We start from the raw sequence: 23,172 nt of genomic DNA, 5'->3' as shown, positions 1-23,172 counted from the left end.
CCGTGGCCGCGGCTGACCCCGCGCCCACCACCAGGTCCATCGCGACCGGCAGCCACCACGTCGAGACGAGCGCGGCCGCCCCGAGGGGGCGCGCGATGCGCTGGTTCGCCAACATCGTGCTCAGCGTCATCGGCATCGTCTTCCTCCTCCCCCTCGTCTGGCTCGTCCTCGCGTCGTTCGACTCCACCGCGACCCTGTCGGTGAAGTGGCCGGAGGCCCCGTCGCTCGCCAACTTCACGGCAGTCCTCACCCCGGAGATCTCGCTGATCCCGCTCTGGAACAGCCTCGTGCTCTCCGGCGGATGCGCGATCGTGACGGTGCTCGCGGCGATCCTCGCCGCGTATCCGCTCTCCAGGTACAAGTCGCGCATCAACAAGCCGTTCCTGTACGGGGTGCTGTTCGGGACCTGCCTCCCGATCACGGCGATGATGGTGCCCGTCTACGCACTGTTCGTGGCGTTCAACCTCATCGACAACATGTTCGGCACCATCCTGTTCCTCGCCGCGACCTCGCTGCCCATGGCGATCTGGATGATGAAGAACTTCATGGACTCGGTGCCCGTCTCCCTCGAGGAGGCGGCCTGGACGGACGGCGCCTCCGCCATGGCGACGCTGCGACTCATCGTCGTGCCGCTCATGCGGCCAGGCATCGCCGTCGTGTTCATCTTCGTCTTCATCCAGACGTGGGGGAACTTCTTCATCCCCTTCATCCTGCTGCTGAGCCCAGACAAGCTGCCCGCCGCGGTGAGCATCTTCTCGTTCTTCGGCCAGTACGGCGCAGTCGCCTACGGGCAGCTGGCCGCCTTCTCCCTCCTCTACTCCGTGCCGGTCCTGGCGCTGTACGTGCTCGTGTCCCGCCTCGGCGGCGGCTCGTTCGCGCTCGCCGGCGCCGTCAAGGGCTGACCCTCGACTCCCAACGTCTCCTTCAACGCAGAAAGGCGCTTCATGCCTGACCCCACGCAGTTCGTCGACCTCCGCATCCGCCGGTTCGTGTCCGAACGACTCACCCCCGCCATCTACCGCGAGCGCCAGCAGCTCACGGTCACCTCGTGGGACGTGCCGGGCGAGCCCGTTCCGTTCGCCGAGGCCGTCACCCAGCAGTTCGCGCCCTTCCGGGTCGGCGACGAGTGGAGCCGCCCGTGGGGAACCACGTGGTTCCACATCACCGGCACGGTTCCCACCGACTGGGAGATGACGGATGCTCGCGTCGAGGTGCTCGTCGACCTCGGCTTCGTGAGCGGCCACCCCGGCTTCCAGGCCGAGGGCCTCGTGTGGACCCCCGAGGGGCACATCCTCAAGGCCATCGAGCCCCGCAACACCGCGGTGCCGCTGGAGATCGGGCCAGGCGACAGCATCGACCTCTATATAGAGGCCGCTTCGAACCCGGATGTGCAGGGCGAGTCGGTCTACGCGCCGACCCCCATGGGCGACCTCGCCACGTCCGGTGATGCCCCGATCTACCGCACCCGGGTCCTCGACATCGGCCTGCGCGACGTGCCCGTGTGGGAGCTCGCGCAGGACGTGTGGACGCTCGACGGCCTGTGGCGCGAGCTGGGCGAGGAGCAGCCGCGTCGCGCGGAGATCCTGCGCGGACTCGAGCGCCTCATCGACACGCTCGACCCGGACGACATCTCCGGCACGGCGCAGGCCGGGCGCGAGGTGCTCGCGCCGCTGCTCGCCTCCCCCGCCTACGCGAGCGCCCACCACCTGGTCGCCGTCGGGCACGCGCACATCGACTCGGCCTGGCTGTGGCCCGTGCGCGAGACGATCCGCAAGTGCGCCCGCACCTTCTCGAACGTGCTGTCGCTCATGGACGAGAACGACGACTTCCTGTTCGCCTGCTCGTCGGCGCAGCAGTTCGCGTGGATGAAGGAGCACTACCCGGACCTGTTCGAGCGCATCAAGGTGCGGGTCCTCGAGGGACGCTTCGTGCCCGTCGGCGGCATGTGGGTGGAGTCGGACACGAACCTCCCTGGCGGTGAGGCCATGGCCCGCCAGTTCGTCGCGGGCAAGGGCTTCTTCATCCGCGAGTTCGGCATCGAACCGCCAGAGGTGTGGCTGCCGGACTCCTTCGGCTACTCGGCTGCGCTCCCTCAGATCGTCAAGGCCGCAGGGTCGAAGTACTTCCTCACGCAGAAGCCGTCGTGGAACGAGACGAACGTCATGCCCCACCACACCTTCAACTGGGAGGGCATCGACGGCTCGCAGGTGTTCACGCACTTCCCACCCGTCGCCACCTACAACTCCGTGCTCTCGCAGGAGGAGCTGCACAAGGCCCAGCGCGACTACAAGGAGAAGGGCGAGGCCAACTCGTCGCTCGTGCCGTTCGGATACGGCAACGGCGGCGGCGGGCCGACGCGCGAGATGGTCGCGGCGGCCGAGCGGACCCGTGACCTCGAAGGCTCCCCGACCGTGGAGATGACCAGCCCGCAGGCGTTCTTCGAGCAGGCCGAGGCCGAGCTCGAGCAGCCGCCCGTCTGGTCGGGCGAGATCTACCTCGAGTTCCACCGCGGCACCTACACCTCGCAGGCCCGCACGAAGCGAGGCAACCGGCGCAGCGAGCACCTGCTGCGCGAGGCCGAGCTGTGGGCGAGCGCCGCCGCGATCCGCACGGGCGCCGAGTACCCGTACGCCGAGCTCGACTCGGCCTGGCAGACGGTGCTGCTGCAGCAGTTCCACGACATCCTGCCCGGGTCGTCCATCGCCTGGGTGCATCAGGTCGCGGAGGAGCACTACGAACGGGTCGCGGGTGAGCTCGAGACGCTCATCGCGTCGGCGCTCGGCTCGCTGACGGGAGAGGGTGAGACGGCGCTGCTCGCGAACGCCGGACCATACGCGGTCGACGGCGTGCCAGCCCTGGGCGGCGGCGCATCCGGTGCCGGAGCGGCCTCGGGCACCGAAGCTGTCGCTTCCGTCACCCTCACGCGCTCCGGCGACGATCTGGTGCTCGACAACTCGCTCGTGCGGGTCACGATCGACGCCGACGGACTCGTCTCGTCGCTCTTCGATGTCACCGCCGACCGCGAGCTGGTTCCGGCCGGCGAGCGCGCCGCCGAGCTGTGGGTCTACCGCGACACCCCCGCACAGTGGGACGCGTGGGACATCGACGTGCACTACCAGCGCCACGGCCGGCCGATCCGGTCGGTCGAGTCGGTCGAGGTCGTCTCGGAGAGCGCCGACCGGGTCGTCGTGAAGGTGTCGCGTTCGGACGGTGCGAGCACGTTCGTGCAGGAGCTGTCGCTGAGCGCGGGGCGCCCGACGCTCGACCTGACGACGGACGTCGACTGGCACGAGCGGCAGAAGCTGCTGAAGCTGGCGTTCCCGCTCGACGTGCACGCGGAGCGGTCGTCGTCGGAGATCCAGTTCGGGCACGTGAACCGGCCGATCCACCGCAACACGTCGTGGGATGTGGCTCGGTTCGAGACGAGCGCGCACCGTTGGGTGCACGTCGGCGAGACCGGGTACGGCGTCGCCGTCGCGAACGACTCGACCTACGGGCACGACGTGACGCGCACCACCCGGGACGGCGGCGGCACGACGACCCTCGTGCGGGAGTCGCTGCTGCGGGCGCCGACGTTCCCGGACCCGCACGCCGACCAGGGCCGGCACGTGCTGCGCACCTCGGTGCGCGTGGGTGCGGACGTGCTGGATGCGGCCGCGGAGGGCTACCGGCTCAATGTCGGCCCGCGCCCGGTGACGGGTTCGGCGCCGATCGAGCCGCTGCTCACGGTCGACAACCCCGCGGTTGTCGTGGAGGCCGTGAAGCTGGCGGAGGACAGGAGCGGCGACGTGGTGGTCCGCTTCTATGAGGCTCGCGGTGCGAAGGCTCGGGCGACGGTGACGCCCGGGTTCGCGTTCGAGGCGGTCGCTGAGACCGACCTGCTCGAGCGGGACGTCGACCAGACGGCGATCGTGGATGCCGAGGGCGCGCTGGCGCTGTCGGTGCGCCCGTTCCAGCTGGTCACGCTGCGCTTCCGTGGGGTGTCAGCGCTGCGCTGACATCTGGGGAGACCGGGCGGCGCAGACTGCGCTGCCCGCCCGGTCCGACGCTGTGGCGAACCGCACCTCCCGCTCCTGGGTGCCGGTTCGCCACAGCTGCGTCCGGGCGCAACGTTGTGGGCAAGCGCGCTCGCGACGCGCCGCAACCGCACTCACCCACAACCCTGCGGGCGATGCCGGCGCCCGGCGACCCTCCCACTGCAGGCACCCTCCCACTGCATGCCGGGGCTTCCCAGTCGGGCAGGCGTTAGATGGGTGGCGGAGCGCGCTGCCCCCGACGCGCGCAGGAATGAGCGATGGTGCCCACCTTCACGAACATCCATCACCTTGCCGTGACCGTGCGCGACCTCGATGCGAGCGTCGCCTTCTACGAGCAGGTGTTCGGCTTCGAACCGGCGACCGAGCTCGACGACGAGACCCTGCGCCGCACGCTCTTCGCGCTGCCCGGCGGCACGAACCTCGGGCTCACGCAGCACGACCGAGGCGGTGACGGTTCGGGGTCGTTCTCGCCGTTCTCGCCGGGCCTCGACCACCTCGGCCTCGCCGTCGAGACCCTCGATGAGCTGGATGCGTGGGCCGAGCACCTGACCGGGTGCGGCATCGAGCACAGCGGCATCGTCGAGGCGCCGTACGGCTACGCGCTGAGCTTCAAGGACCCCGACCAGATCGCGCTGGAGTTCTTCGTCTCGAAGTGAGGCCCTCGTTCTTCCGCAACGTTGTGGCAGAACGCTGGTCGCCGCGCTCGGAACCGCACCACGCCACAACTCTGCGCCCCTGACGCGCGCCGGACCAGCGGATGCGCGGGCTACCCCGGCAGCAGCACGGACAGCGTGTAGCTCCACACGCAGATGAAGGCGAGCATCCCGAGGCTGTAGCCGATGGAGGTCCGGAGGATCTCGCCCTCGCGCCCGGACAGGCCGACCGCGCCCGCGGCGATGGCGATGGACTGCGGCGAGATGACCTTGGCGGTCGTGCCGCCCGCCGTGTTCGCGGCGACCAGCAGCTCGGGCGAGACGCCGATGCGTCCCGCCGTCGCGACCTGCAGCGGCCCGAAGAGCGTGTTGTTGTTGACGACCGAGCCGGTGAGGAACACGCCGAGCCACCCGATGATGGGTGCGAGGAGCGGGAAGACGGGGCCGACTGCGGCGAGGGCGCTGCCGATGCTGGCCGACCCGCCTGAGTAGTTGGCGATGTTGGCGAGCACGAGGATGAGCGCGATCAGCACGAGCGCCTGCCAGAGCTCGCGGAGGGTTGCGACGAGCTCGTGCCACAGGTCGGCGGCCTTGAGGCTCGGCGTCGTCAGGAACGACACGATGACGGCGAGCAGGATCGCGGTGCCGGTGGCGCTGATGGGCGCGAAGTCCCAGGTGCTGGCGACGGGGTCGCCGCTTGGCAGGGCGACCTGGCCGGTGAGTCCCGGGATGGGGAACTTGATGACGGCGGCAGCGAGGGGGCCGTCGGCGGCGAAGAGCTGCTTGAAGGCGGGGATGCTCCACACGAGGATGAGGGCGGTGAGGATGTAGAAGGGGCTCCAGGCGACGGCGATCTCGCGCACGCTGTGCCGTTCGACGGCGGGTGCCGCTTCTCCGCTCTCGCGGAAGATGCGCTTCGGCTGCCACACGCGGCCGAAGGCGAAGAGGGCGAGCATGGCGGCGAGGCCAGAGCCGAGGTCGGCAAGTTCGGGGCCGAGGAACCAGAGGACGCTCGCCTGCACGCCGCTGAAGACGACGCTCACGAGGAGGGTCGCCGGCCAGGTCTCGCGGAGGCCCCGCCATCCGTCGAGGATGATGACGAGCAGGAACGGGACGAGGAACGTGAGCGGCTGGAGCAGGAGCATCATGGTGCGCGACATCTCGAGCACCTCGACACCCGCGACCTGCGCGCCGACGATCACGGGGATGCCGATGGCCCCGTAGGCGCCGGCGGCGACGTTCGCGACGAGCGACAGCATGGCGGCCTTCACGGGCTTGAACCCGAGCTGCACCAGGAGGGCGGCGCAGATGGCGATGGGCACGCCGAAGCCTGCCGCGCCTTCGAGGAACGCGCCGAACGCGAAGCTGATGAGCAGCACCTGGATGCGCTGGTCGGGCGAGATGCCGGAGATGGATGCGCGGATCACGTCGAAGCGTCCGCTCGCGACAGCGAGGCGGTAGAGCCAGACCGCCATGACGATGATGTAGGCGATGGGCCAGATGGCGGTGAGGATGCCGAGGAGCCCGGACCCTGCGACGGCGGTTGCGGGCATCCCGAACGCGATCAGGGCGACGATGATCTCGGCGACGACCGCGATGCTCGCGGCGAGGATGCCCTTCATCTTCAAGGCCGTGAGGCACACGAGGAAGACCGCGATGGGGATCACGGCGACGAGCGCGGACAGCCACGGGTTCCCGAACGGGTCGATGTCCTGCATCCACACTGCTTCAGTGACCACGGGAGGCTCCGTTCGCTGCGGGGCGGAGCGCATCGGGGAGAGCGCGCTCAGCTCTGCTGGTCACAGTAGCGGGCGCGGGTGTCCTGGTGCGAGCGTTTCCTCCCGGCACTGGCTTAGTGACACTTCCCGCGGGAAATGTTATTAAGTTCGGACCATGATGACATCGGGGTGCTGGGCACGGGAAGCGCAGCGCTCGGGCCGATGTCGGCCATCCTGCTTCGGACAGAGAGCGCGTCCAGCTCGCAGATCGAGAACCTCACCGTGAGCGCCAAGCAGCTCGCACTGGCTGAGATCGGTGCCGGTTCCTCCTCGAACTCGCGAACGGTCATCGGCAACGTTCGTGCGATGGAAGCCGCAGTCGCGCTGACGGAGCGTCTGTCCGTCTCGGCGATCCTGTCCATGCACCGTGAGCTGCTGGCGCGCCAGCCAGGCATGGAGGAGCATGCCGGTCAGCTCCGCAGTGAACTCGTCTGGATCGGGAAGGGGAATGCGGGTCCACGCGATGCCGACTTCGTCGCCCCCCCCCAACCCGACCTCATCACCTCGGCGCTCGCCGATCTGCTTGCGTTCGCGGATCGCGCGGACCTGCCGGCTCTGCTGCAGATCGCTGTCGCGCACGCGCAGTTCGAGACGATCCATCCGTTCATTGATGGGAACGGACGAACGGGTCGCGCCCTCGTACAGATCATGCTGCGCGCCGGCGGCATCGCCTCGCACACCACCGTGCCGCTTTCCGCTGGGTTGCTGACCGATCTCGATCGCTATCTCGATGCCCTTGGTGCGTTCAGGGCCGGGGACGCCGAGCCGATCGTGCGCACCTTCGCGGGGGCCGCGAGGTTCGCGGCAGCAGCAGGTGGGGACCTCGTGGATGCGCTGCGCTCGGCGCTCGACGAATCGCGCGAGCTCCTCGCGGGCGTGCGCCCCCAGGCGACCGGGTTGCGGCTGCTGCCGCTGCTGGTAGGGCAGCCGATCGTCGATTCGGCCTTCGTGCAGCGTGCTCTCGCCGTCGATGCCGTGACCGCGAATCGCGCGCTGTCTCTGCTGACGGAACGCGGCGTCCTCACGGAGCTAACCGGCAGGCGCAGAGGGAAGGTGTGGCAGCACTCGGGGATCCTCGACGCCCTGGAGGACTTCGCGGCGGGCGTGGGACGCGCCCGTCGGTGATCTCAGCGCCGCATTCACCGGTTCCGTTGACGCCGCTGCGGGAGACTGCTCGCATGACGCGCATCGTGCCGGTTCTCGGCGACATCACCCAGCAGGAGGTCGACGCCGTGGTGAACGCCGCCAACAACGGCATGCGCGGAGGTGGCGGCGTCGACGGAGCCATCCACCGCGCGGGCGGGGCCGCCGTGCTGCGCGACTGCGTCGCCCGCTTCCCCGACGGCCTCGCCACGGGGGACGCCGGATACACGACGGCAGGTGACCTCCCGACTCGGTGGGTCATCCACACGGTTGGGCCGGACTACGGCTCGGGCCAGCGCGACCGATCGCTGCTCACCTCGTGCTATCGACGCTCGCTCGAGATCGCCGACGAGCTGGGCGCGACGACCATCGCGTTCCCCCTCATCAGCGCGGGCATCTACGCGTGGCCGCTCGACGACGCGATCGCCGCGGCGGTCGACACCATCGCGGAATCGGGGACCGCCGTCGAAGAGGTGCGCCTCGTGGCACGCGACCAGCGGATCTTCGCGGAGGTCGAGCGCGCGCTCAGCGCTCGAGGCCTCGGCATCTGAGTCGCGCTAGCCCGCCACCTGGAACTCGAGGGCCTGCGCCATCCGCTCCCCTGCGACCTCGACCCAGTGCAGGGTCTCCTCCATGGCACGTTGCCCCGAGCCGGCCAGCTCCGACAGCGACAGGATGCTGACCCCGGCGAGCGCCAGGGCCTCGCGCTGCTCCGCGTCGAGCCCCACCCGCCCCGCGATCACCCCGAAGCGCGCGCCTTCCTCTTCCGCGAGCGCGCGCACGAGCGACGGCACCTTGCCCGCCTCGGACTGCGCATCGAAGCTGCCCTCCCCCGTGATGACGAGGTCCGCGCCGCGCACCAGTGAAGGCAGACCGATCGCGTCAGCGACGGCGACGGCCCCCGCCGAGATCTCGCCGCCGATCGCGAGCACCCCGAACCCCGTCCCGCCCGCCGCTCCAGCACCCGGCCGAGCCGTGAGCGCGGCCACATCCCCGCTCGTCTCCGGCGCCCCGCCGAGCACCTCGGCAAATCGTGCGAGCCCCGCCTCGAGCGTCGGCACGTCATCGGCGGATGCGCCCTTCTGCGGTCCGAAGACGGACGCGGCCCCGAGCTCGCCGAACAGCGGATTCACGACGTCCGTCAGCGCGACGACGCCGTCGACGGGGAGCGGCGCGAGGCCGGACACGTCCAGCGTCTCGAGCGCGTGCAGCCCGCCGTTACCCGGAGGGATGACCGCCCCGGCACCATCGAGCAGCCGAACGCCGAGCCCCGCGAGGAGGCCAGCCCCGCCGTCCGTCGACGCGCTGCTGCCCAGCCCGACCAGCACGCGCCTCGCGCCGTGCTCGGTCGCGTACCTGATGGCCTGACCGAGCCCGACGGTCGACGCGCGGAAGCACGAGTCCCGGTCGACCCGCTCAAGGAGGGCGATACCGCTCGTCTCGGCAAGCTCGACCACCCACGTGCCGTCGGGCAGCTCGACGAGCTCAGCATCCACCGGATCGCCGAGCGGCCCCTCGACCGTGACGACGACAACGCGCGCCCCTGGCACCGAACCCGCGATCGCAGCCGTCGTGCCCTCGCCCCCATCGGCCATCGGCACCTCGACGCACTCATCGTCCGACCTCGCGCGCTGCCATCCCCGCCTGATCGCCGCGGCGACCTCCGCCGCCGAGGCGGTGCCCTTGAACGAGTCCGGTGCGATGACGATTCGACGCTGCATGCCGCCAATCTACCGACGAGCACAGCCCGAGGAAAGCGTTTCCCGCTAGGCTCCTTCTCGTCAGAGCGGCGCGCAACGCTGCACGCCGGGGAGGAGACTCGTGAGTCGGCACGGAAACCACGTCACGCTCGGTGAGGTCGCGCAGGCCGCCGGCGTGTCGATCGCCACCGCCTCGCGCGCCATCAACGGCAGCGCGGGCAGGCGCGTGAACGAGGAGATCAGGAAGCGCGTCCAGGAGACCGCGGACCGGCTCGGCTACTCGCCGAACCTCTCAGCGCAGGCCGTCGCGAGGGGCGCATCCTCGACCATCGCCGTCGTCGTGAGCGACATCGCCGACCCCTACTTCAGCGCCATCGCCGCAGGCGTCATGCGCGGGGCCGAAGAGGCGAACCTCATCGTGACGATCGCCGCGGCCGAGCGCAGCGTCACGAACGAGCTCGAGATCGTACGCACCCTCCGCGGACAGCGCCCCCGCGCCATCATCTTGACCGGTTCGCGCCGCGTCGACGACCCGCAGCAGGGGGCGCTCGAAGAGCAGCTGCTCGCCTATGCGGCTTCCGGCGGGAGGGTCGTGCTCGTCGCCCAGGCCCCGTCGCCGTTCGACGTCGTCGAGCTTCGCAACCGGGCTGGCGCGCAGGAACTCGCCCGCCAGCTCGTCGGGCAGGGTGGCCGCGAGTTCGGCATCGTCACGGGCCCGCTCGAGCTGCTCACGAACCGCGACCGCGTCGACGGGTTCCGCGAGGGCCTCGCCGAATCAGACCTCCGAGTCGACGACGACGCCATCATCTCGGCGGCGTTCACTCGCGACGGTGGCTACGAGGCCCTTCGCACCCTCCTCTCCCGGTTCCCGAACACGGACACGATCTTCGCGACGAGCGACCTCATGGCCACCGGCGTCCTCACCGCGCTCCGGGACCTCGGCAGGGAACCGGGTCGGGATGTGTCGGTCGCGGGCTTCGACGACATCGCGCTCGTCCGCGACGTCACGCCCCCGCTGACCACCGTCGTCGCGCCGTTGAGCGACATGGGCTACCGCGCGGTCCGGCTCGCTCTCGCCGAACGCGGTGAGGACGGGCCGGTCGTGCTCCCCGTCAACACGGCCGTCGTCATCCGGGAGAGCACCCCGCGGCGCAGCTGACGGCGGCGTGCTCCGCCGTGCGATCTTGTTCGTTCCGCTTGTTCTGGTAAGCGCTTTCCAATACGCTGATCAGAGCCTCAACGCCGAGGCTCAGACGAGAGGATGAATATGACCACGGACAAGCTCGGGATCATCGTCAATGGCGCGACGGGGCGCATGGGCTACCGCCAGCACCTCGTCCGCTCGCTGCTGGCGCTTCGCGACGAAGGCGGCATCCCGCTCTCGGACGGGACACGCCGCCCGATCGAGCTCTACCTGGTTGCCCGCAACGAGGAACGACTTCGCGAGCTGGCAGCGAAGCACGGCATCGACAAGTACACGACCGACCTCGACGTGGCGCTCGCCGACGACGACTTCCCCGTCTACTTCGACGCCCTCATCACCCGCCTGCGGGTGCCCGTGATCCGCAAGGCCATCGCGGCCGGCAAGGCCATCTACACCGAGAAGCCGACCGCTGAGAGCTACGCGGATGCGCTGGCGCTCGCCGAGGAGGCCGAAGCCGCAGCCGTCAAGAACGGCGTGGTGCACGACAAGCTCTACCTGCCGGGCCTCCTGAAGCTGCGCCGCCTCATCGAGAGCGGCTTCTTCGGCGAGATCCTCTCGGTGCGCGGCGAATTCGGCTACTGGGTCTTCGAGGGCGACTGGCAGCCGTCGCAGCGCCCGAGCTGGAACTACCGCGCAGAAGACGGCGGCGGGATCGTCGTCGACATGTTCCCGCACTGGAACTACGTCATCGAGAACCTCTTCGGCGAGATCTCCTCCGTCTACGCGGAGACGCGCACCCACATCCCAGAGCGCGTCGACGAAGCGGGAAAGCGCTACACGGCCACCGCCGACGACGCCGCCTACGCGATCTTCGACCTCGTCGACGGCCCGATCGTGCAGTTCAACTCGAGCTGGACGGTGCGCGTCAACCGTGACGAGCTCGTCGAGATCCACGTCGACGGCACGCACGGCAGCGCCGTCGTCGGCCTCTTCGGCGCGAAGGTGCAGCCCCGGAACGTGACACCCAAGCCCACGTGGAACCCCGACCTGCGTGATGAGCACGACTACGCAGCCGACTGGATCGAGGTGCCGCAGAACGACGCCGTCGACAACGGCTTCAAGCTGCAGTGGATCGAGTTCCTCCGCTACGTGCTCGACGACGGCACGCACGACTACGACTTCCGCTCGGGCGCCAAGGGCATGCTGCTCGCCGAGGCCGCTCTCGAGTCGAACGCCGCGGGCCGCCGGGTGTCGCTGGCAGAACAGGGTGGTGCCAAGTGACCGCGACGCAGGTGATGGACGGGGCGCGCCACGCGACCGGCACGCGCCTCGCACTGGTGTCCGCCGACGGCGACGCGTCACGCGTGGGGCTTCTCGAGGCGCCGGCGTTCCAGCGACCTGCGGGTCCGCTGCGCTCCCGCGAGCTGTACGCGGCGGCGCACGTCATCCCGCGACCGACGGGCGAGAACGTGCCGGGCGCACCCGCCGACATCGACTGGGATGCGACGCTCGACTACCGCAGGCAGCTGTGGTCGTGGGGGCTCGGCGTCGCGGACGCCATGGACACGGCGCAGCGGAACATGGGTCTCGACGCCGCCGCCACGCGGGAGCTCATCGCCCGAAGCGCGGCCGCGGCGAAGGAAGCCGGTGGCAGCATCGCCGTCGGCGTCAACACGGATTCCCGCACCGAGGAGGTGCTGACGCTCGACGAGATCGAGCACGCCTACCTCGATCAGCTGGAGTTCGCGGAGGCGCAGGGCGCGCTGCCCGTCATCATGGCGAGCCGCCATCTGGCCCGCGCGGCGCAATCCCCCGCCGACTACCTCCGCGTCTACAACCGCGTGCTCGGAGCAGTCTCGTCGAAGGCGGTGCTGCACTGGCTCGGCACCGCCTTCGACCCGTCCCTGCGCGGCTATTTCGGTGCCGACGCCTGGCAGCAGGCGTCCGACCTCGTCATCGCCCTCATCGAGGAGCATGCCGACAAGGTCAGCGGCATCAAGATGAGCCTGCTGGACGCGGACGCCGAGCGGGCCGTGCGCGCCCGGCTGCCCGAGGGCGTCACGATGTTCACGGGCGACGACTTCAACTACGTCGAGCTCATCGAGGACGACGCCGACGGCATCCACTCGGACGCCCTGCTGGGGGCCTTCAGCGTGCTCGCACCGAACGCCTCCGCCGCCGTGCAGGCGCTCGACGCGGGTGACCCCGCGGAGTTCCGGCGCATCCTCGAGCCCACCCAGGAGCTCTCGCGCCAGGTGTTCGCCGCCCCCACCTTCTACTACAAGACCGGTGTCGCATTCCTGAGCTGGCTCAACGGGCATCAGGATGCGTTCCAGATGGTGGGCGGCCTGCACGCGGCCCGCAGCCTCCCGCACCTCTCCCGCATCGTGGAACTCGCGAACGCGTCCGGGGCGCTCGAACGCCCCGAGCTCGCCGCCGACCGCTGGCACTCGATGCTGCGCCTGAACGGAGTCGACGCATGAACCCGCATCCACGCCTGTCGATCAACCAGGCCACCATCAAGCACGCCTCGCTCCGCGAAGCCATCGACGCGACCGTCCGCCAGGGCGTGCAGAGCATCGGGCTCTGGCGTGAGCCGGTCGCCAAGGCCGGCCTCGCCGAGTCGGCGCGCATGCTCGCCGACTCGGGGCTGCGCTTCTCGAGCCACTGCCGCGGGGGGTTCGCGACGATGCCGGAGGGCCCCGAGCGACGAGCCGCGCTCGACGACAACCGCCGGGCCATCGACGAGACGGCGACCCTCGCGGCCGCCGGCGCCGATGGATCATCGGCGTCGCTCATCATCGTCGCTGGCGGCATCCCTGAGGGCAGCCGCGACCTCGTGGGAGCCCGCGGCCGCCTCGAGGAGGCCATCGCCGAGCTCGCGCCGGAGGCGCACGCCGCCGGTGTGACGCTCGTGCTCGAACCGCTGCACCCGATGTACGCATCCGACCGGGCCGTGCTGTCGACGCTCAAGCAGGCGCTCGACCTCGCCGACCGCGTCGGCAGCCCAGCCGTCGGGGTCGTCGTCGACTCCTTCCACGTGTGGTGGGACCCGGATGCCGAGGAGCAGATCGCGCGGGCGGGCCGTGACAGACGCATCGCCTCCTATCAGGTCTGCGACTGGGCCACTCCCCTGCCCGCAGACGTGCTGCTGAGCCGGCACCTCCCCGGAGCCGGTGTCATCGACTTCGCGCGGCTCACGACGTGGGTGAACGACGCCGGCTACACGGGCGACGTCGAGGTCGAGGTCTTCAACGCCGAGCTGTGGGCGAAGGGCTTCGACGAGGCCGTCGCCGACACCGTCACGGCGTTCGGCGAGCATGTCAGCACGCATCTGGCGGTGCCCGTCCACGGTTGAGCCGGCCGTCGCGATCCAGCAGAGCGCCTGCCCCCACCCGGGGCAGGCGCTCTGCTGTGTCCGTGCCGTGCTGCTCCGCCGTTGCCTGACTGCTCGCGCACGAAGAGGCCCGCCCACCGTGCGGTGAGCGGGCCTGGTCCTTGCGTGTCGCCGGTTCGTCCGGGCGGTCAGTCGCCGCCCATGGGGCTGCCGAGCAGTTCGCGGATGCGACCGGCGACCTTGTGGAAGCGCGGGTCCTCGAGCGTCGGCTCGTACGCGCGTTCGCGAGGCAGGTCGACGTCGAACTCCTGGATGATCGTTCCGGGACGCGGCCCCATGAGGACGACCCGGCTCGCGAGGTAGACGGCCTCCGGCACGGAGTGCGTGACGAGCAGCACGGTCAGGTCGGTCTGCGCCCAGAGGCGCTGGAGCTCGACGTTGAGGTGCTCCCTCGTGAGCGCATCCAGCGCCCCGAAGGGCTCGTCCATGAGCAGCACGTCGGGGTCGTGCAGCAGCGCTCGGCAGAGCGAGACGCGCTGCTGCATGCCGCCGGACAGCTCGTGCGGGAGCGCCTTCGCGAAGTCGGAGAGGCTCGTGAGCTCCAGGAGCTCGTCGCAGCGCTTGGACGCCGCGGCCTTGTCGAGGTTTCGCATCTCCGCCTGCAGCATGATGTTGCCGCGCACGTCGCGCCACGGCAGCAGCGCGGGACGCTGGAACACGAACCCGACGTCCTGCCTCGGCGAGGTGACGCGGGAGCCGCGAAGCTCAATGGTTCCCTCGGTGGGGATCGTGAGCCCGGCGACTGCCCTCAGCAGCGTCGACTTCCCGCATCCGGATGGCCCGACGATGGAGACGAACTCGCCCTTGCGGACGTGCAGGTCCACGTCGCGGAGCGCTTGCACGCTGCGACGCTTCGTCTCGAAGCGGATGCCGACGTCGTCGATGCCGAGGAGGTAGTCCTGGCTGCCGCCGCTCGAGGCGGGGGCGGTGCGCTCGTTGATCGTCATGCTCATTCTGCCGCTCCGCTTGGCTCGAAGCTGGCGTCGAAGTACTCCTCGACGGGCTTGGCCTCGTCGATGAGTCCCGCGGTGGAGAGGACGTCGATGGTCGCCTCCCAGTCAGCGGTCGTGTTCACGCCGGGGGCGTTGCCGTCGCTGTCCGGCGAGGTCAGCAGCGGGATGGTGTTGTTCCACTGCTCGATGAGCACTTCGGCGGCGGGCATCTGCGGGTCCTTGCCGTCCATCGCGGCGACTGCGTCTTCTGGCGCCTCGGTGGCGGCCGCGTACGCTTCGGAGGTGGCGGCGACCATGTTCTCGACGAGGTCTGGGTCGCTCTCGATGAGGTCGGTGTTGGCGATGAGGCCGTTGCTGAAGAAGTTCAGGCCGACATCGGAGTACTTCAGGTAGGTGACGTCCTTGCCGCTCTGGGCGGCGATGGTCGGCCCCTGGTCGTGGGCGAAGCCGATGAGGCCGTCGACCTGCCCGTTGATCATGGCCGCCATCTTCCCGGCGGCGTCGAGGTTCTGCTGCGTGACGTCGCCTTCTTCGAGGCCGGCCGCTTCGAGGAAGAGCGGGAAGGTCGTCGTCGGCGCGTCGCCGGCCGAGGTGGCGATCGTCTTGCCCTTGAGGTCGGCGGGCGTCGTGATGCCGGAGTCGGTGAACACCTGCACTGCGGACGGGGTGGTCTGGAGGAAGACGCCGACGCTGCGGATGCTCACGCCCTTGTCGATGTTGGCGAGCACGGCCGGGGTATCGGCCCAGCCGAAGTCGACCTGGCCCTGGCCGACGGCCTGTGCCGTCTTCGTCGACCCTTGACCTGCCTGGATCGTGAGGTTGATGCCGTGCTCTTCGAAGATGCCCTGGTCGACCCCGTAGTAGAACGGCGCGTGCTCGCCGTAGGGGTACCAGTTGAGCATGAGGGTCACGTCGGTGAGGCCGCCTTCGCCTCCCGCGTCACCTCCGCCGGCTGCTGGCTCGGTGGATGCGTTGCCCGAGCAGGCGGTGAGCAGCAAGGCGCTGGCGGCGACAGCGGCGACGAGCCCGGTGCGGATTGTCTTCTTTGACATGAGGGGCCTTTCGTAGTTCGGTACGGGGTCTTGGGTGGGTGGACGCTGCAGCGCGGGGCGCGGATCAGCTCTCGAGGTTGCGACGCGAGGCGTGCCAGGGCACCAGGAAGCGCTCGGCGACGAGGATGACGGCGAAGAGCAGGATGCCGAGGAGCGACATGATGATGAGGGCGGCGAAGAGCATGGCGGTGTCGACGTTGCCGTTTGCCTGCAGGATGACGTAGCCGAGGCCCGCGTTGGCGCCGACGAACTCGCCGACCACGGCACCGGTGACGGCGAGGGTCGCGGCGACCTTCATCCCGGAGAGCAGTTCCGGGAGGGCGGCCGGGAAGCGCACCTTCACGAAGGTCTTCCAGCGTGAGGCGCCCATGGTGCTCGTGAGTTCCAGGATCTCCGGGTCGATCGTGCGGAGCCCGCTGATGCCCGCGATGACGATCGGGAAGAACGCCATGAGCACGGCGACGAGGATCTTGGGCTCGGGTCCGAACCCCATCCACACGATGAAGAGCGGGGCGATGGCGATCTTCGGGATGACCTGCGCGAAGAGGATGAGCGGGTAGAAGGTGCGCTCGAGGGTGCGCGAGTAGACCATGATGACGGCCACGGCGATGCCGAGGACCACGGAGAGCGCGAAGCCGATGACGGTCTCGACCGTGGTCACCCACGTGTTGTCCCAGAGGTACTGCGGGTTGTCGGTGAACGCCGCGAGCGTGTCGGCCGGTGAGGGCAGGATGTAGGAGGCGACGGTTCCGGTCTCGGTCACGGCCCACCAGGCCGCGAAGGCGACGATCAGGAAGATGGCCGGGTAGGTGTAGCCGGAGAGCCCCTTGGCGATGGAGCGCCGTCTGGCGGGAGGGGGTGTCTGCGCGTCACTCGGCGAGCCGATGACCGGGGTGTTGGTGGTAGCGCTCGTCATGCGGAGCTCCTTACAGCGTTGTAAGAGTTGGATTCGGGTGAGGGAGCGACAGGCGGTAACCGCTTTCCCGACTGCTCAAACATAACGCGGAATGATCCCCGAGACAACCGTCAGTGATGCAGGGAGCGCTTTCCGTGGCGGTGGGCCTCCGGCCTCTCGAGGACATCCGCGTGGTGCGGCTCCTCCCAGGTGCCACCCGAGCGCGGTTCGTAGCCTCGGGAGCATGAGCGCTTACGACTACCTGATCATCGGCGGCGGAATGGTGGCGGATGCGGCGGCCCGCGGCATCCGGGAACGAGACGAGGCGGGGACCATCGGCATCCTCAGCGCCGACGTCGACGAACCCTACGCGCGCCCCGCGCTGTCGAAGAAGCTCTGGGTCGACCCCGACTTCACCTGGGACCAGACACCGCTCGGCACGAGCGAGGCGACCGCCGCGGAGATCACGCTCGGGACCCTCGTGACCGGCATCGATCGCGCGGCCAAGACGGTGACGACGGGCGGCGGCGAGACCATCACCTACGGGAGGCTGCTGATCGCGACCGGTTCGAAGCCCGTCGAGGTGGCCGCCCCCGAGAGCGACCGCATCTTCTTCTTCCGCTCCGCGAGCGACTACCGACGCCTCCGCGCACTGGCGGCCCACGGCTCGCACGCCGTGGTCGTCGGCGGTGGCTACATCGGCACCGAGATCGCCGCCGCCCTCGCCCAGAACGACGTCGAGGTCGACCTGGTGTTCCCCGATGACGTGCTCGGCGCGTCCACCTTCCCGCCCGCCCTGGCGTCGCGGTTCCAGGAGCTCTACGTCGAGCACGGCGTCGGCCTCATCCCGGGGCGGCGCGTCGAGACGGTGCGCGACGAGGTGCGCGCCGACTTCGAGGTTGCCGCGGATGCGCACACGCTCCAGGACGCATCCGAGCAGGCCGCCGACGGGATCGCGGCGGAAGCCGCCGCCTCCGAGGTGCGAGCATCGCCGACCGCCACCACGGGCGTCACGGTCGTCTTCGACAACGGCGCTGAGACGGAGGCCGACTTCGTGGTGTTCGGGCTGGGCGTGACCCCCGTCGTCGACCTCGCGGAGGAGGCGGGCCTCGTCGTCGACGAGGGTGGCGTGGTCGTCGACGAGCAGCTGCGCACCAGCGACCCGTTCATCTGGGCGGCCGGCGACATCGCCGTCTACCCCGACCCGGTGCTCGGTCAGACGCGCGTCGAGCACGTCGACAACGCCACCGAGATGGGCACCGCAGTCGGGCGCTCGATGGCAGGCGCCACCGACCCCTACTCGCACACGCCGTACTTCTACTCGATGGTCTTCGGCACGCGGTGGGAGGCGGTCGGCACGCTCGATCCGGAGCTCGACGTGCTCGAGGCGGAGCTGCCCGAATCGGGTGAGTCCGACGGGAGCCGCGTCTTCTACTACCGCGACGACTCGGGTGCCCCGGTGGGCGTGCTGCTCTGGGACGTCGGCGAGGATGAGGCGCTGCGCGACGCCGCGCGCGCGGTCATCGACGAGGGCGTGACGTCGACGGAGGAACTGCGCGCGCGCATCCGCTGACCACCTGACGCACGGGGCGGGGTCACCAGTCGGCGACCCCGCCCCGCCTCGCGCGGTAGCAGACGTCGGTAACGCGGCCGGCAACCTCCCCGTCACCTCCCATCGACCTGATGTCACCGGCCGGTTGCTCGTCCGTCATACGGTTCCCCGGGTCCCCCACATGCTCCCGGAGGTGCATTCCCCCATGCCACGCCACCACGTCAGAGCCCCGCTTGCTGCGCTGACCACCGCCTGCGTCGCGGCCGCCGTCCTCACGATGGCCCCCGCCGCGTCCGCCGCCGTCTCGGACCGGCTGCCAGCGGCTCCCGTCTCGTCGCCCGCAGACACGGGCCGGTCCGCCATCATCGTCACCGAGATCGTCGCCAACAACGTCGGCGACGACAACTTCGAGTACTTCGAAGTGCACAACACGTCGGCGGCCCCCGTCGACCTCGCGGCCGAGGGCTATTCCTTCGCGTACTCGTACGTCGACTCGGACGACCGCTCCCGCGACGTCCCCCTCACCGTCGAGGAGCCGCTTGTCCTCGAGCCCGGCGAGACCGCCGTGCTCTGGCTCAGCTACACGAGCGCGAACGGCGCCGTCGACTCGTCGGCCCGCACCGTCGACGAGTTCCGCGCCTATCACGGCGTCGATGCTGGAGCCCAGGTCGCGCGCGTGACCGGCCAGGCCGGCATGGCCAACGGCGGCGACCGCGGCATCCGGGTGCTCCGCGGCGAGGCGCTGACCTCGTGGTCGCATGCGCCGAAGGACTCCATGGGCGAGGACCTCGCCGTGCACTTCCGGGTGCCCGCGGAAGCCTCGAAGCCGAGCCTCGACGTCTTCGGGCAGCAGGCTGAGCGCTCCCCCGGCGTGGTCGTGCCCGAGGCGCTCCAGCCCGGCGCGCCAGAGGATGGCGAAGAGGAACCCGCCGAGCCGGAGCCCACCGAGCCGACGCCGACGGAACCGACGCCGACGCTCCCACCCGAACCGGGATTCGATCCGCAGCCGGACACGAGCGTCGTGACGTCGCCCCTCCAGATCACCGAGCTGCTCCCCGACTCGAGCAACGTCGGCACGGGCGACGGCTACGAGTTCATCGAGGTGTACAACGCGTCGAGCGAGGCGATCGGCTTCGGCGACTACGCCCTCACCTACCTGTACCCGGACAGCGGCACGTCCGCGCTCTGGCCCGCGACGCCCGCGGATGTCAGCATCCCCGCCGGTGAGACCCTCGTGCTGTGGGTGAAGAACGGACAGAACGACGACCTCGGTGACGCCGACTTCAACGCCAAGTTCGGCACCGAGCTGACACTCGGCGAGAACCTCGTCGAGGTCTTCTCCGGCGGCATGGCGAACAGCGGCGCCCGCGGCATGGAGATCGCCACCAACACGGGGCACACCGTCAACCAGGCGTTCTACAACCGGACCCCCGGCACGGATGACACGCAGGCGGATCAGGGCATCCGCTACACGACGTCGGCCGCGGACCTCGCGAAGCAGGACCTGCAGGGCCTCGCCCCGGCGACCCCGGGCTCCGTGCAGGCCGACCAGGTTCCTGCCGGGCTCACGATCGTGCCCGTGGATGCGACCCCGCCGACCGTCGAGGACCGCACACCCGCCGAGATCGACCCGGCAGGCGACTTCGAGCTGCGCTTCGCGGCGAGCGACGAGACGCAGCTGCGCACCGTCGCCGTCGAGCTGCGCAACGACGTCGACGCGACCCCGGTCCGGCTGAACCTGACGGACGCGGGCGACGGGATGTTCACGACCTCGGTGAACGTCGCCGACCTGACGGGCAAGAGCTGGTACGAGTACACGGTCACCGTCTCGGACGGCACCAACCGTGTCATCAGCGAGCCGCGGCGGGTGCAGGTGGCAGGCGCGAGCTCGGCCCCCGTGCGGCTGAACGTCGACGAAGGCCAGTACGTGGGCGGCACGACCACGATCGCCGCCGCGGGCGACCAGTACCCGAGCCCGATCGAGCTGTCGATCGGCGGGCAGCCGCAGCAGACGTCGCCGTCGCTCGAGGGCGCTCCGGTCTTCGCCTTCGAGGCGACCGGGGTCGACTACTACTTCAAGAACGGCGTGCGAGTCGGCGACGACGTGCTCACGATCTTCGACCAGGGCATCTACGAGGGATCGGAGACGATCGTCACGCCCGTGCCGCTCGAGTACACGAAGCTCGGCGACGAGCTCGTGGTGAGCATCTGGGCCGGCTCGAAGAAGGCGCCCGAGATCGACGAGGCCGAGAACAACGACGACTTCACGGTCTGGGACCTGCGCCTCGTCCTGCCGGATGGCCGCACGTTGCGCCCCATCGGCTACGACGACCCCGCGCTGCGCCTGGCCATGGGCGACAGCGCCGGGAAGTACGACTTCTACGACGCGCGCTTCGCGTTGCCGGACGACGCGTTCGCGGCGGCCTCGGCGCAGTGGGACACGACGACCACCGCCGACGGCCCGGTCGAGATCGCTGCGACCGACGGCACCGACAGCGTCACCAGGCAGGTACTGGTCGACAACACCGCCCCCACGGTCTCCTCCGAGCTCCGCGACGGCGGTGAGTACCAGGGCGAGTTCGTCATCGACGCCCAGGTGAGCGACGCCGGGTCCGGGGTCCGCGAGGTCACCGCGACCCTCGACGGCACCGCTGTCGAACTCCCGCACACCACCTCCTCGGTGACGCTGCCCGCGGGCGGCCACGAGGTGGAGGTGACGGCGACGGATGCGCTCGGCAACGTCGAGACGTGGCGCACCGGGTTCACGACCCCAGAGGAGCACCCCTCCTCGTCGTCGATCTGGCCCGCGGAGGGAGCCGAGGTCGAGGCGGGCGGTGTCGAGCTGCAGGCCAAGGTCGAGGACCCGACCGGTGACGCGCTCGACGTCACGTTCCTCGAGGGTCGTCAGGCGGACCTCGCTGATGGCGGCGTCACGACGTCGGCGGGAACCGTGAACGACGCGGCCAGCGTCGACCGCGACCCGACGAGCGTCCCGACCGGGCCGTCCCTCGAGCAGCTCGCGAGCGTCGATGGCCTGACCGCCGAGGTGACCTCGAACGCCGAGTTCCCCTATCAGCTCTTCGACGTCGCGCTCCAGGACGGCGAACAGGATGCGCAGGTGCGCGTGAGCTGGGACGGCACCGCGAACGCCGACGGCACCGTCATCCTCTCCGCGCTGCGGGCGGACGGCAGCGGCTGGGACGAGGTGACCCGGCACACCGCATCCGCCGACGACGAGCAGATCTCGCTCGAGGGGACCGTGGATGCGGCGGCGTACACCCGAGACGGGGCCGTGCGGGTGCTCGTGCAGCACTCCGAGGGCTTCGCCGGGGAGAACCTCAGCGACCGCACGACCGCGGTGACCCCCAACAACGAGGCGGACACGCCCCGCTCCGAGTACGACTTCACGCTCGCGTGGGAGTCGGACACGCAGTACTACAACGAGAACACGATGGAGGGCGAGCCGTACAAGCACCAGCAGGCGATGCACTCCTACCTGCTCGAGCAGCGCGAGGAGCTGAACCTGCAGTACCTGTTCCACACGGGCGACATCATCGACGACTACGACCAGCGCTACCAGTGGGAGAACGCCGACCCCGAGTACCAGCGTCTCGACGACGCCGGCCTGCCGTACGGCGTGCTGGCCGGGAACCACGACGTGGGCAACGACCTCGAGGACTACTCGTACTACGGCGAGTACTTCGGCGAGGAGCGCTTCGCGGGCAACCCCTGGTACGGCGGCTCCTACGAGGACAACCGCGGCCACTTCGACCTGGTGTCGGCCGGGGGCATCGACTTCCTCATGCTCTACACGGGATGGCTGCCGAACGACGACAGCATCGCGTGGATGAACGAGGTGCTCGCCGAGCACCCCGACCGGGTCGCGGTGATCGCGCAGCACGAGTTCATGCTGACGACCGGCGGACTCGGTGAGATCCCGCAGCGCGTCATGGACGAGGTCGTCGCGCCGAACCCCAACGTCAAGATGGTCATCTCGGGGCACTACCACGACGCGTTCACGCGGGTCGATGAGTTCGACGACAACGGCGACGGGACGCCGGACCGCAAGGTGCACTCGATGCTCTTCGACTACCAGGGCCTGCCGGAGGGCGGCCTCGGGTTCCTGCGCCTCATGCACTTCGACAATGAGGGCGAGCGCATGATCGTGCGCACCTACTCCCCGTCGCTGGACGTGCACAACTCGGACGACCCGAGCCTCGCCGATGCGCCGCAGGAGTTCGAGCTCCCGTACGCTGACCTGGGGATCGTGCCCGGGGAGCGGACGCTTGGCACGGACTCGTTCTCAGCGGAGATCCTCACGGGCGACGAGATCGCCTCGTTCCAGGACGTGGCGAGCGGCACCACCCTCACGGCCAGCTGGGCGGATGCGCCCCTCGGCGAGCTCGGCTGGTACGTGCGCACCGCCGACCCGTTCGGAGCGGTGAGCCTGTCCCGCGTGTCCGAGCTGACGGTCATCGAGGCGACGGGTCCCGGGGAGACGCCCGGGCCGAGCGAGCCTGGCGAGCCCGGCGAGCCCGGCGAGCCCGGTGAGCCCGGCGAGACCGGTGAGCCCGGCGAGCCCGGTGAGCCCGGCGAGACGTCTGCTCCGGAAGAGCCCTCCGAGACGACGACGCCATCGGATCCCGGCCAGAGCGGCTCCCCTGACGGATCGGGCGAGACTGACGGCTCGGGCGAGGCTGACGGCTCGGATGCACCCGAGGCCGACGGTGGCGAGCTTGCGGCGACGGGCGCCGACGGTCCGACGCTCGCCGTGGTGCTCGGGGCGCTCGCGCTCCTCGCGGGAGGCGCCGCGCTCACGCTCATCCGCCGCGGTCGAGCTGAAAGCGCGTAGCTGACAGAGCGGCGGC

16 protein-coding genes are annotated in these 23,172 nt (G+C 70.0%); 11 read left to right on the top strand and 5 right to left on the bottom strand.

What is annotated here, in order from left to right; all coding sequences use genetic code 11:
- Nucleotides 1-95 precede the first annotated feature (95 nt).
- From F8O03_RS14835 to F8O03_RS14825, 3 genes are all read left to right on the top strand, one after another.
- The gene (locus tag F8O03_RS14835) at nt 96-902 is read left to right on the top strand and encodes a carbohydrate ABC transporter permease (RefSeq protein ID WP_244296320.1); all 807 of its coding nucleotides are present in this window, start codon (nt 96-98) and stop codon (nt 900-902) included.
- Between the two features lie 42 nt (nt 903-944).
- The gene (locus F8O03_RS14830; RefSeq protein ID WP_151424550.1) at nt 945-3,998 is read left to right on the top strand and encodes an alpha-mannosidase; all 3,054 of its coding nucleotides are present in this window, start codon (nt 945-947) and stop codon (nt 3,996-3,998) included.
- Between the two features lie 296 nt (nt 3,999-4,294).
- Nucleotides 4,295-4,693, top strand: coding sequence for a VOC family protein (locus F8O03_RS14825; RefSeq protein ID WP_208851878.1), 399 nt, complete (start codon nt 4,295-4,297; stop codon nt 4,691-4,693).
- Nucleotides 4,694-4,803: 110 nt separating this feature from the next.
- On the opposite strand, the gene F8O03_RS14820 is transcribed toward F8O03_RS14825, so the two are convergent.
- Nucleotides 4,804-6,414, bottom strand: a complete 1,611-nt coding sequence (locus tag F8O03_RS14820) for an L-lactate permease (protein WP_151424651.1) — start codon at nt 6,412-6,414, stop codon at nt 4,804-4,806.
- Nucleotides 6,415-6,597: 183 nt separating this feature from the next.
- Between F8O03_RS14820 and F8O03_RS14815 the strand changes: the two genes are divergently transcribed.
- Both F8O03_RS14815 and F8O03_RS14810 read left to right on the top strand, forming a co-directional pair.
- On the top strand, nt 6,598-7,593 hold the full coding sequence (locus tag F8O03_RS14815) for a Fic family protein (RefSeq protein WP_244296307.1): 996 nt from the start codon (nt 6,598-6,600) through the stop codon (nt 7,591-7,593).
- Nucleotides 7,594-7,646: 53 nt separating this feature from the next.
- On the top strand, nt 7,647-8,162 hold the full coding sequence (locus tag F8O03_RS14810; protein ID WP_151424548.1) for an O-acetyl-ADP-ribose deacetylase: 516 nt from the start codon (nt 7,647-7,649) through the stop codon (nt 8,160-8,162).
- 6 nt (nt 8,163-8,168) lie between these two features.
- Here the strand turns inward: F8O03_RS14810 and F8O03_RS14805 are convergent, their stop codons facing one another.
- The gene (locus F8O03_RS14805; RefSeq protein WP_151424547.1) at nt 8,169-9,332 is read right to left on the bottom strand and encodes a glycerate kinase; all 1,164 of its coding nucleotides are present in this window, start codon (nt 9,330-9,332) and stop codon (nt 8,169-8,171) included.
- A 100-nt stretch (nt 9,333-9,432) separates the two neighbouring features.
- Between F8O03_RS14805 and F8O03_RS14800 the strand changes: the two genes are divergently transcribed.
- From F8O03_RS14800 to F8O03_RS14785, 4 genes are all read left to right on the top strand, one after another.
- Complete coding sequence (locus F8O03_RS14800) at nt 9,433-10,470, top strand: LacI family DNA-binding transcriptional regulator (protein WP_104251384.1); 1,038 nt, start codon at nt 9,433-9,435, stop codon at nt 10,468-10,470.
- Between the two features lie 108 nt (nt 10,471-10,578).
- Nucleotides 10,579-11,736, top strand: a complete 1,158-nt coding sequence (locus F8O03_RS14795) for a Gfo/Idh/MocA family protein (RefSeq protein ID WP_151424546.1) — start codon at nt 10,579-10,581, stop codon at nt 11,734-11,736.
- 14 nt (nt 11,737-11,750) lie between these two features.
- The gene (locus tag F8O03_RS14790; protein WP_151424650.1) at nt 11,751-12,938 is read left to right on the top strand and encodes a dihydrodipicolinate synthase family protein; all 1,188 of its coding nucleotides are present in this window, start codon (nt 11,751-11,753) and stop codon (nt 12,936-12,938) included.
- A complete protein-coding gene (locus F8O03_RS14785) occupies nt 12,935-13,813 on the top strand; it encodes a sugar phosphate isomerase/epimerase family protein (protein ID WP_151424545.1) in 879 nt (292 codons plus the stop codon). The genes F8O03_RS14790 and F8O03_RS14785 overlap by 4 nt, the downstream gene beginning before the upstream one ends.
- Nucleotides 13,814-13,980: 167 nt before the next feature.
- Here the strand turns inward: F8O03_RS14785 and F8O03_RS14780 are convergent, their stop codons facing one another.
- The 3 genes from F8O03_RS14780 to F8O03_RS14770 form a co-directional block, all read right to left on the bottom strand.
- The gene (locus tag F8O03_RS14780; protein ID WP_244296306.1) at nt 13,981-14,805 is read right to left on the bottom strand and encodes an ABC transporter ATP-binding protein; all 825 of its coding nucleotides are present in this window, start codon (nt 14,803-14,805) and stop codon (nt 13,981-13,983) included.
- Entirely contained in the window at nt 14,802-15,857 is a 1,056-nt protein-coding gene (locus F8O03_RS14775; protein ID WP_151424544.1) for an ABC transporter substrate-binding protein, read from the bottom strand. The genes F8O03_RS14780 and F8O03_RS14775 overlap by 4 nt, the downstream gene beginning before the upstream one ends.
- Nucleotides 15,858-15,921: 64 nt before the next feature.
- The gene (locus F8O03_RS14770; RefSeq protein WP_104251378.1) at nt 15,922-16,773 is read right to left on the bottom strand and encodes an ABC transporter permease; all 852 of its coding nucleotides are present in this window, start codon (nt 16,771-16,773) and stop codon (nt 15,922-15,924) included.
- Nucleotides 16,774-16,996: 223 nt separating this feature from the next.
- On the opposite strand from F8O03_RS14770, the gene F8O03_RS14765 reads away from it, so the two are divergent.
- Together F8O03_RS14765 and F8O03_RS14760 are read left to right on the top strand one after the other, a co-directional pair.
- Nucleotides 16,997-18,325 carry an NAD(P)/FAD-dependent oxidoreductase gene (locus tag F8O03_RS14765; RefSeq protein ID WP_151424543.1) on the top strand — a complete coding sequence of 443 codons (1,329 nt, stop codon included), beginning with the start codon at nt 16,997-16,999 and terminating at the stop codon, nt 18,323-18,325.
- 184 nt (nt 18,326-18,509) lie between these two features.
- Nucleotides 18,510-23,156: a metallophosphoesterase gene (locus F8O03_RS14760; RefSeq protein ID WP_151424542.1), complete on the top strand. Its 4,647-nt coding sequence runs from the start codon at nt 18,510-18,512 to the stop codon at nt 23,154-23,156.
- The last annotated feature ends 16 nt before the right edge of the window (nt 23,157-23,172 follow it).

It is taken from the genome of Pseudoclavibacter terrae, from assembly GCF_008831075.1.
Classification (GTDB): Bacteria; Actinomycetota; Actinomycetes; order Actinomycetales; family Microbacteriaceae; genus Pseudoclavibacter; species Pseudoclavibacter terrae.
This window is presented reverse-complemented; position numbering and strand designations above follow the sequence as displayed.

Coding starts and splice junctions, on each gene's coding strand:
- F8O03_RS14835 (WP_244296320.1), top strand. CDS start 96: ATGCGCTGGTTCGCCAACATCGTGCTCAGCGTCATCGGCATCGTCTTC.
- F8O03_RS14830 (WP_151424550.1), top strand. CDS start 945: ATGCCTGACCCCACGCAGTTCGTCGACCTCCGCATCCGCCGGTTCGTG.
- F8O03_RS14825 (WP_208851878.1), top strand. CDS start 4,295: ATGGTGCCCACCTTCACGAACATCCATCACCTTGCCGTGACCGTGCGC.
- F8O03_RS14810 (WP_151424548.1), top strand. CDS start 7,647: ATGACGCGCATCGTGCCGGTTCTCGGCGACATCACCCAGCAGGAGGTC.
- F8O03_RS14805 (WP_151424547.1), bottom strand. CDS start 9,332: ATGCAGCGTCGAATCGTCATCGCACCGGACTCGTTCAAGGGCACCGCC.
- F8O03_RS14795 (WP_151424546.1), top strand. CDS start 10,579: ATGACCACGGACAAGCTCGGGATCATCGTCAATGGCGCGACGGGGCGC.
- F8O03_RS14790 (WP_151424650.1), top strand. CDS start 11,751: ATGGACGGGGCGCGCCACGCGACCGGCACGCGCCTCGCACTGGTGTCC.
- F8O03_RS14785 (WP_151424545.1), top strand. CDS start 12,935: ATGAACCCGCATCCACGCCTGTCGATCAACCAGGCCACCATCAAGCAC.
- F8O03_RS14780 (WP_244296306.1), bottom strand. CDS start 14,805: ATGAGCATGACGATCAACGAGCGCACCGCCCCCGCCTCGAGCGGCGGC.
- F8O03_RS14775 (WP_151424544.1), bottom strand. CDS start 15,857: ATGTCAAAGAAGACAATCCGCACCGGGCTCGTCGCCGCTGTCGCCGCC.
- F8O03_RS14770 (WP_104251378.1), bottom strand. CDS start 16,773: ATGACGAGCGCTACCACCAACACCCCGGTCATCGGCTCGCCGAGTGAC.
- F8O03_RS14765 (WP_151424543.1), top strand. CDS start 16,997: ATGAGCGCTTACGACTACCTGATCATCGGCGGCGGAATGGTGGCGGAT.
- F8O03_RS14760 (WP_151424542.1), top strand. CDS start 18,510: ATGCCACGCCACCACGTCAGAGCCCCGCTTGCTGCGCTGACCACCGCC.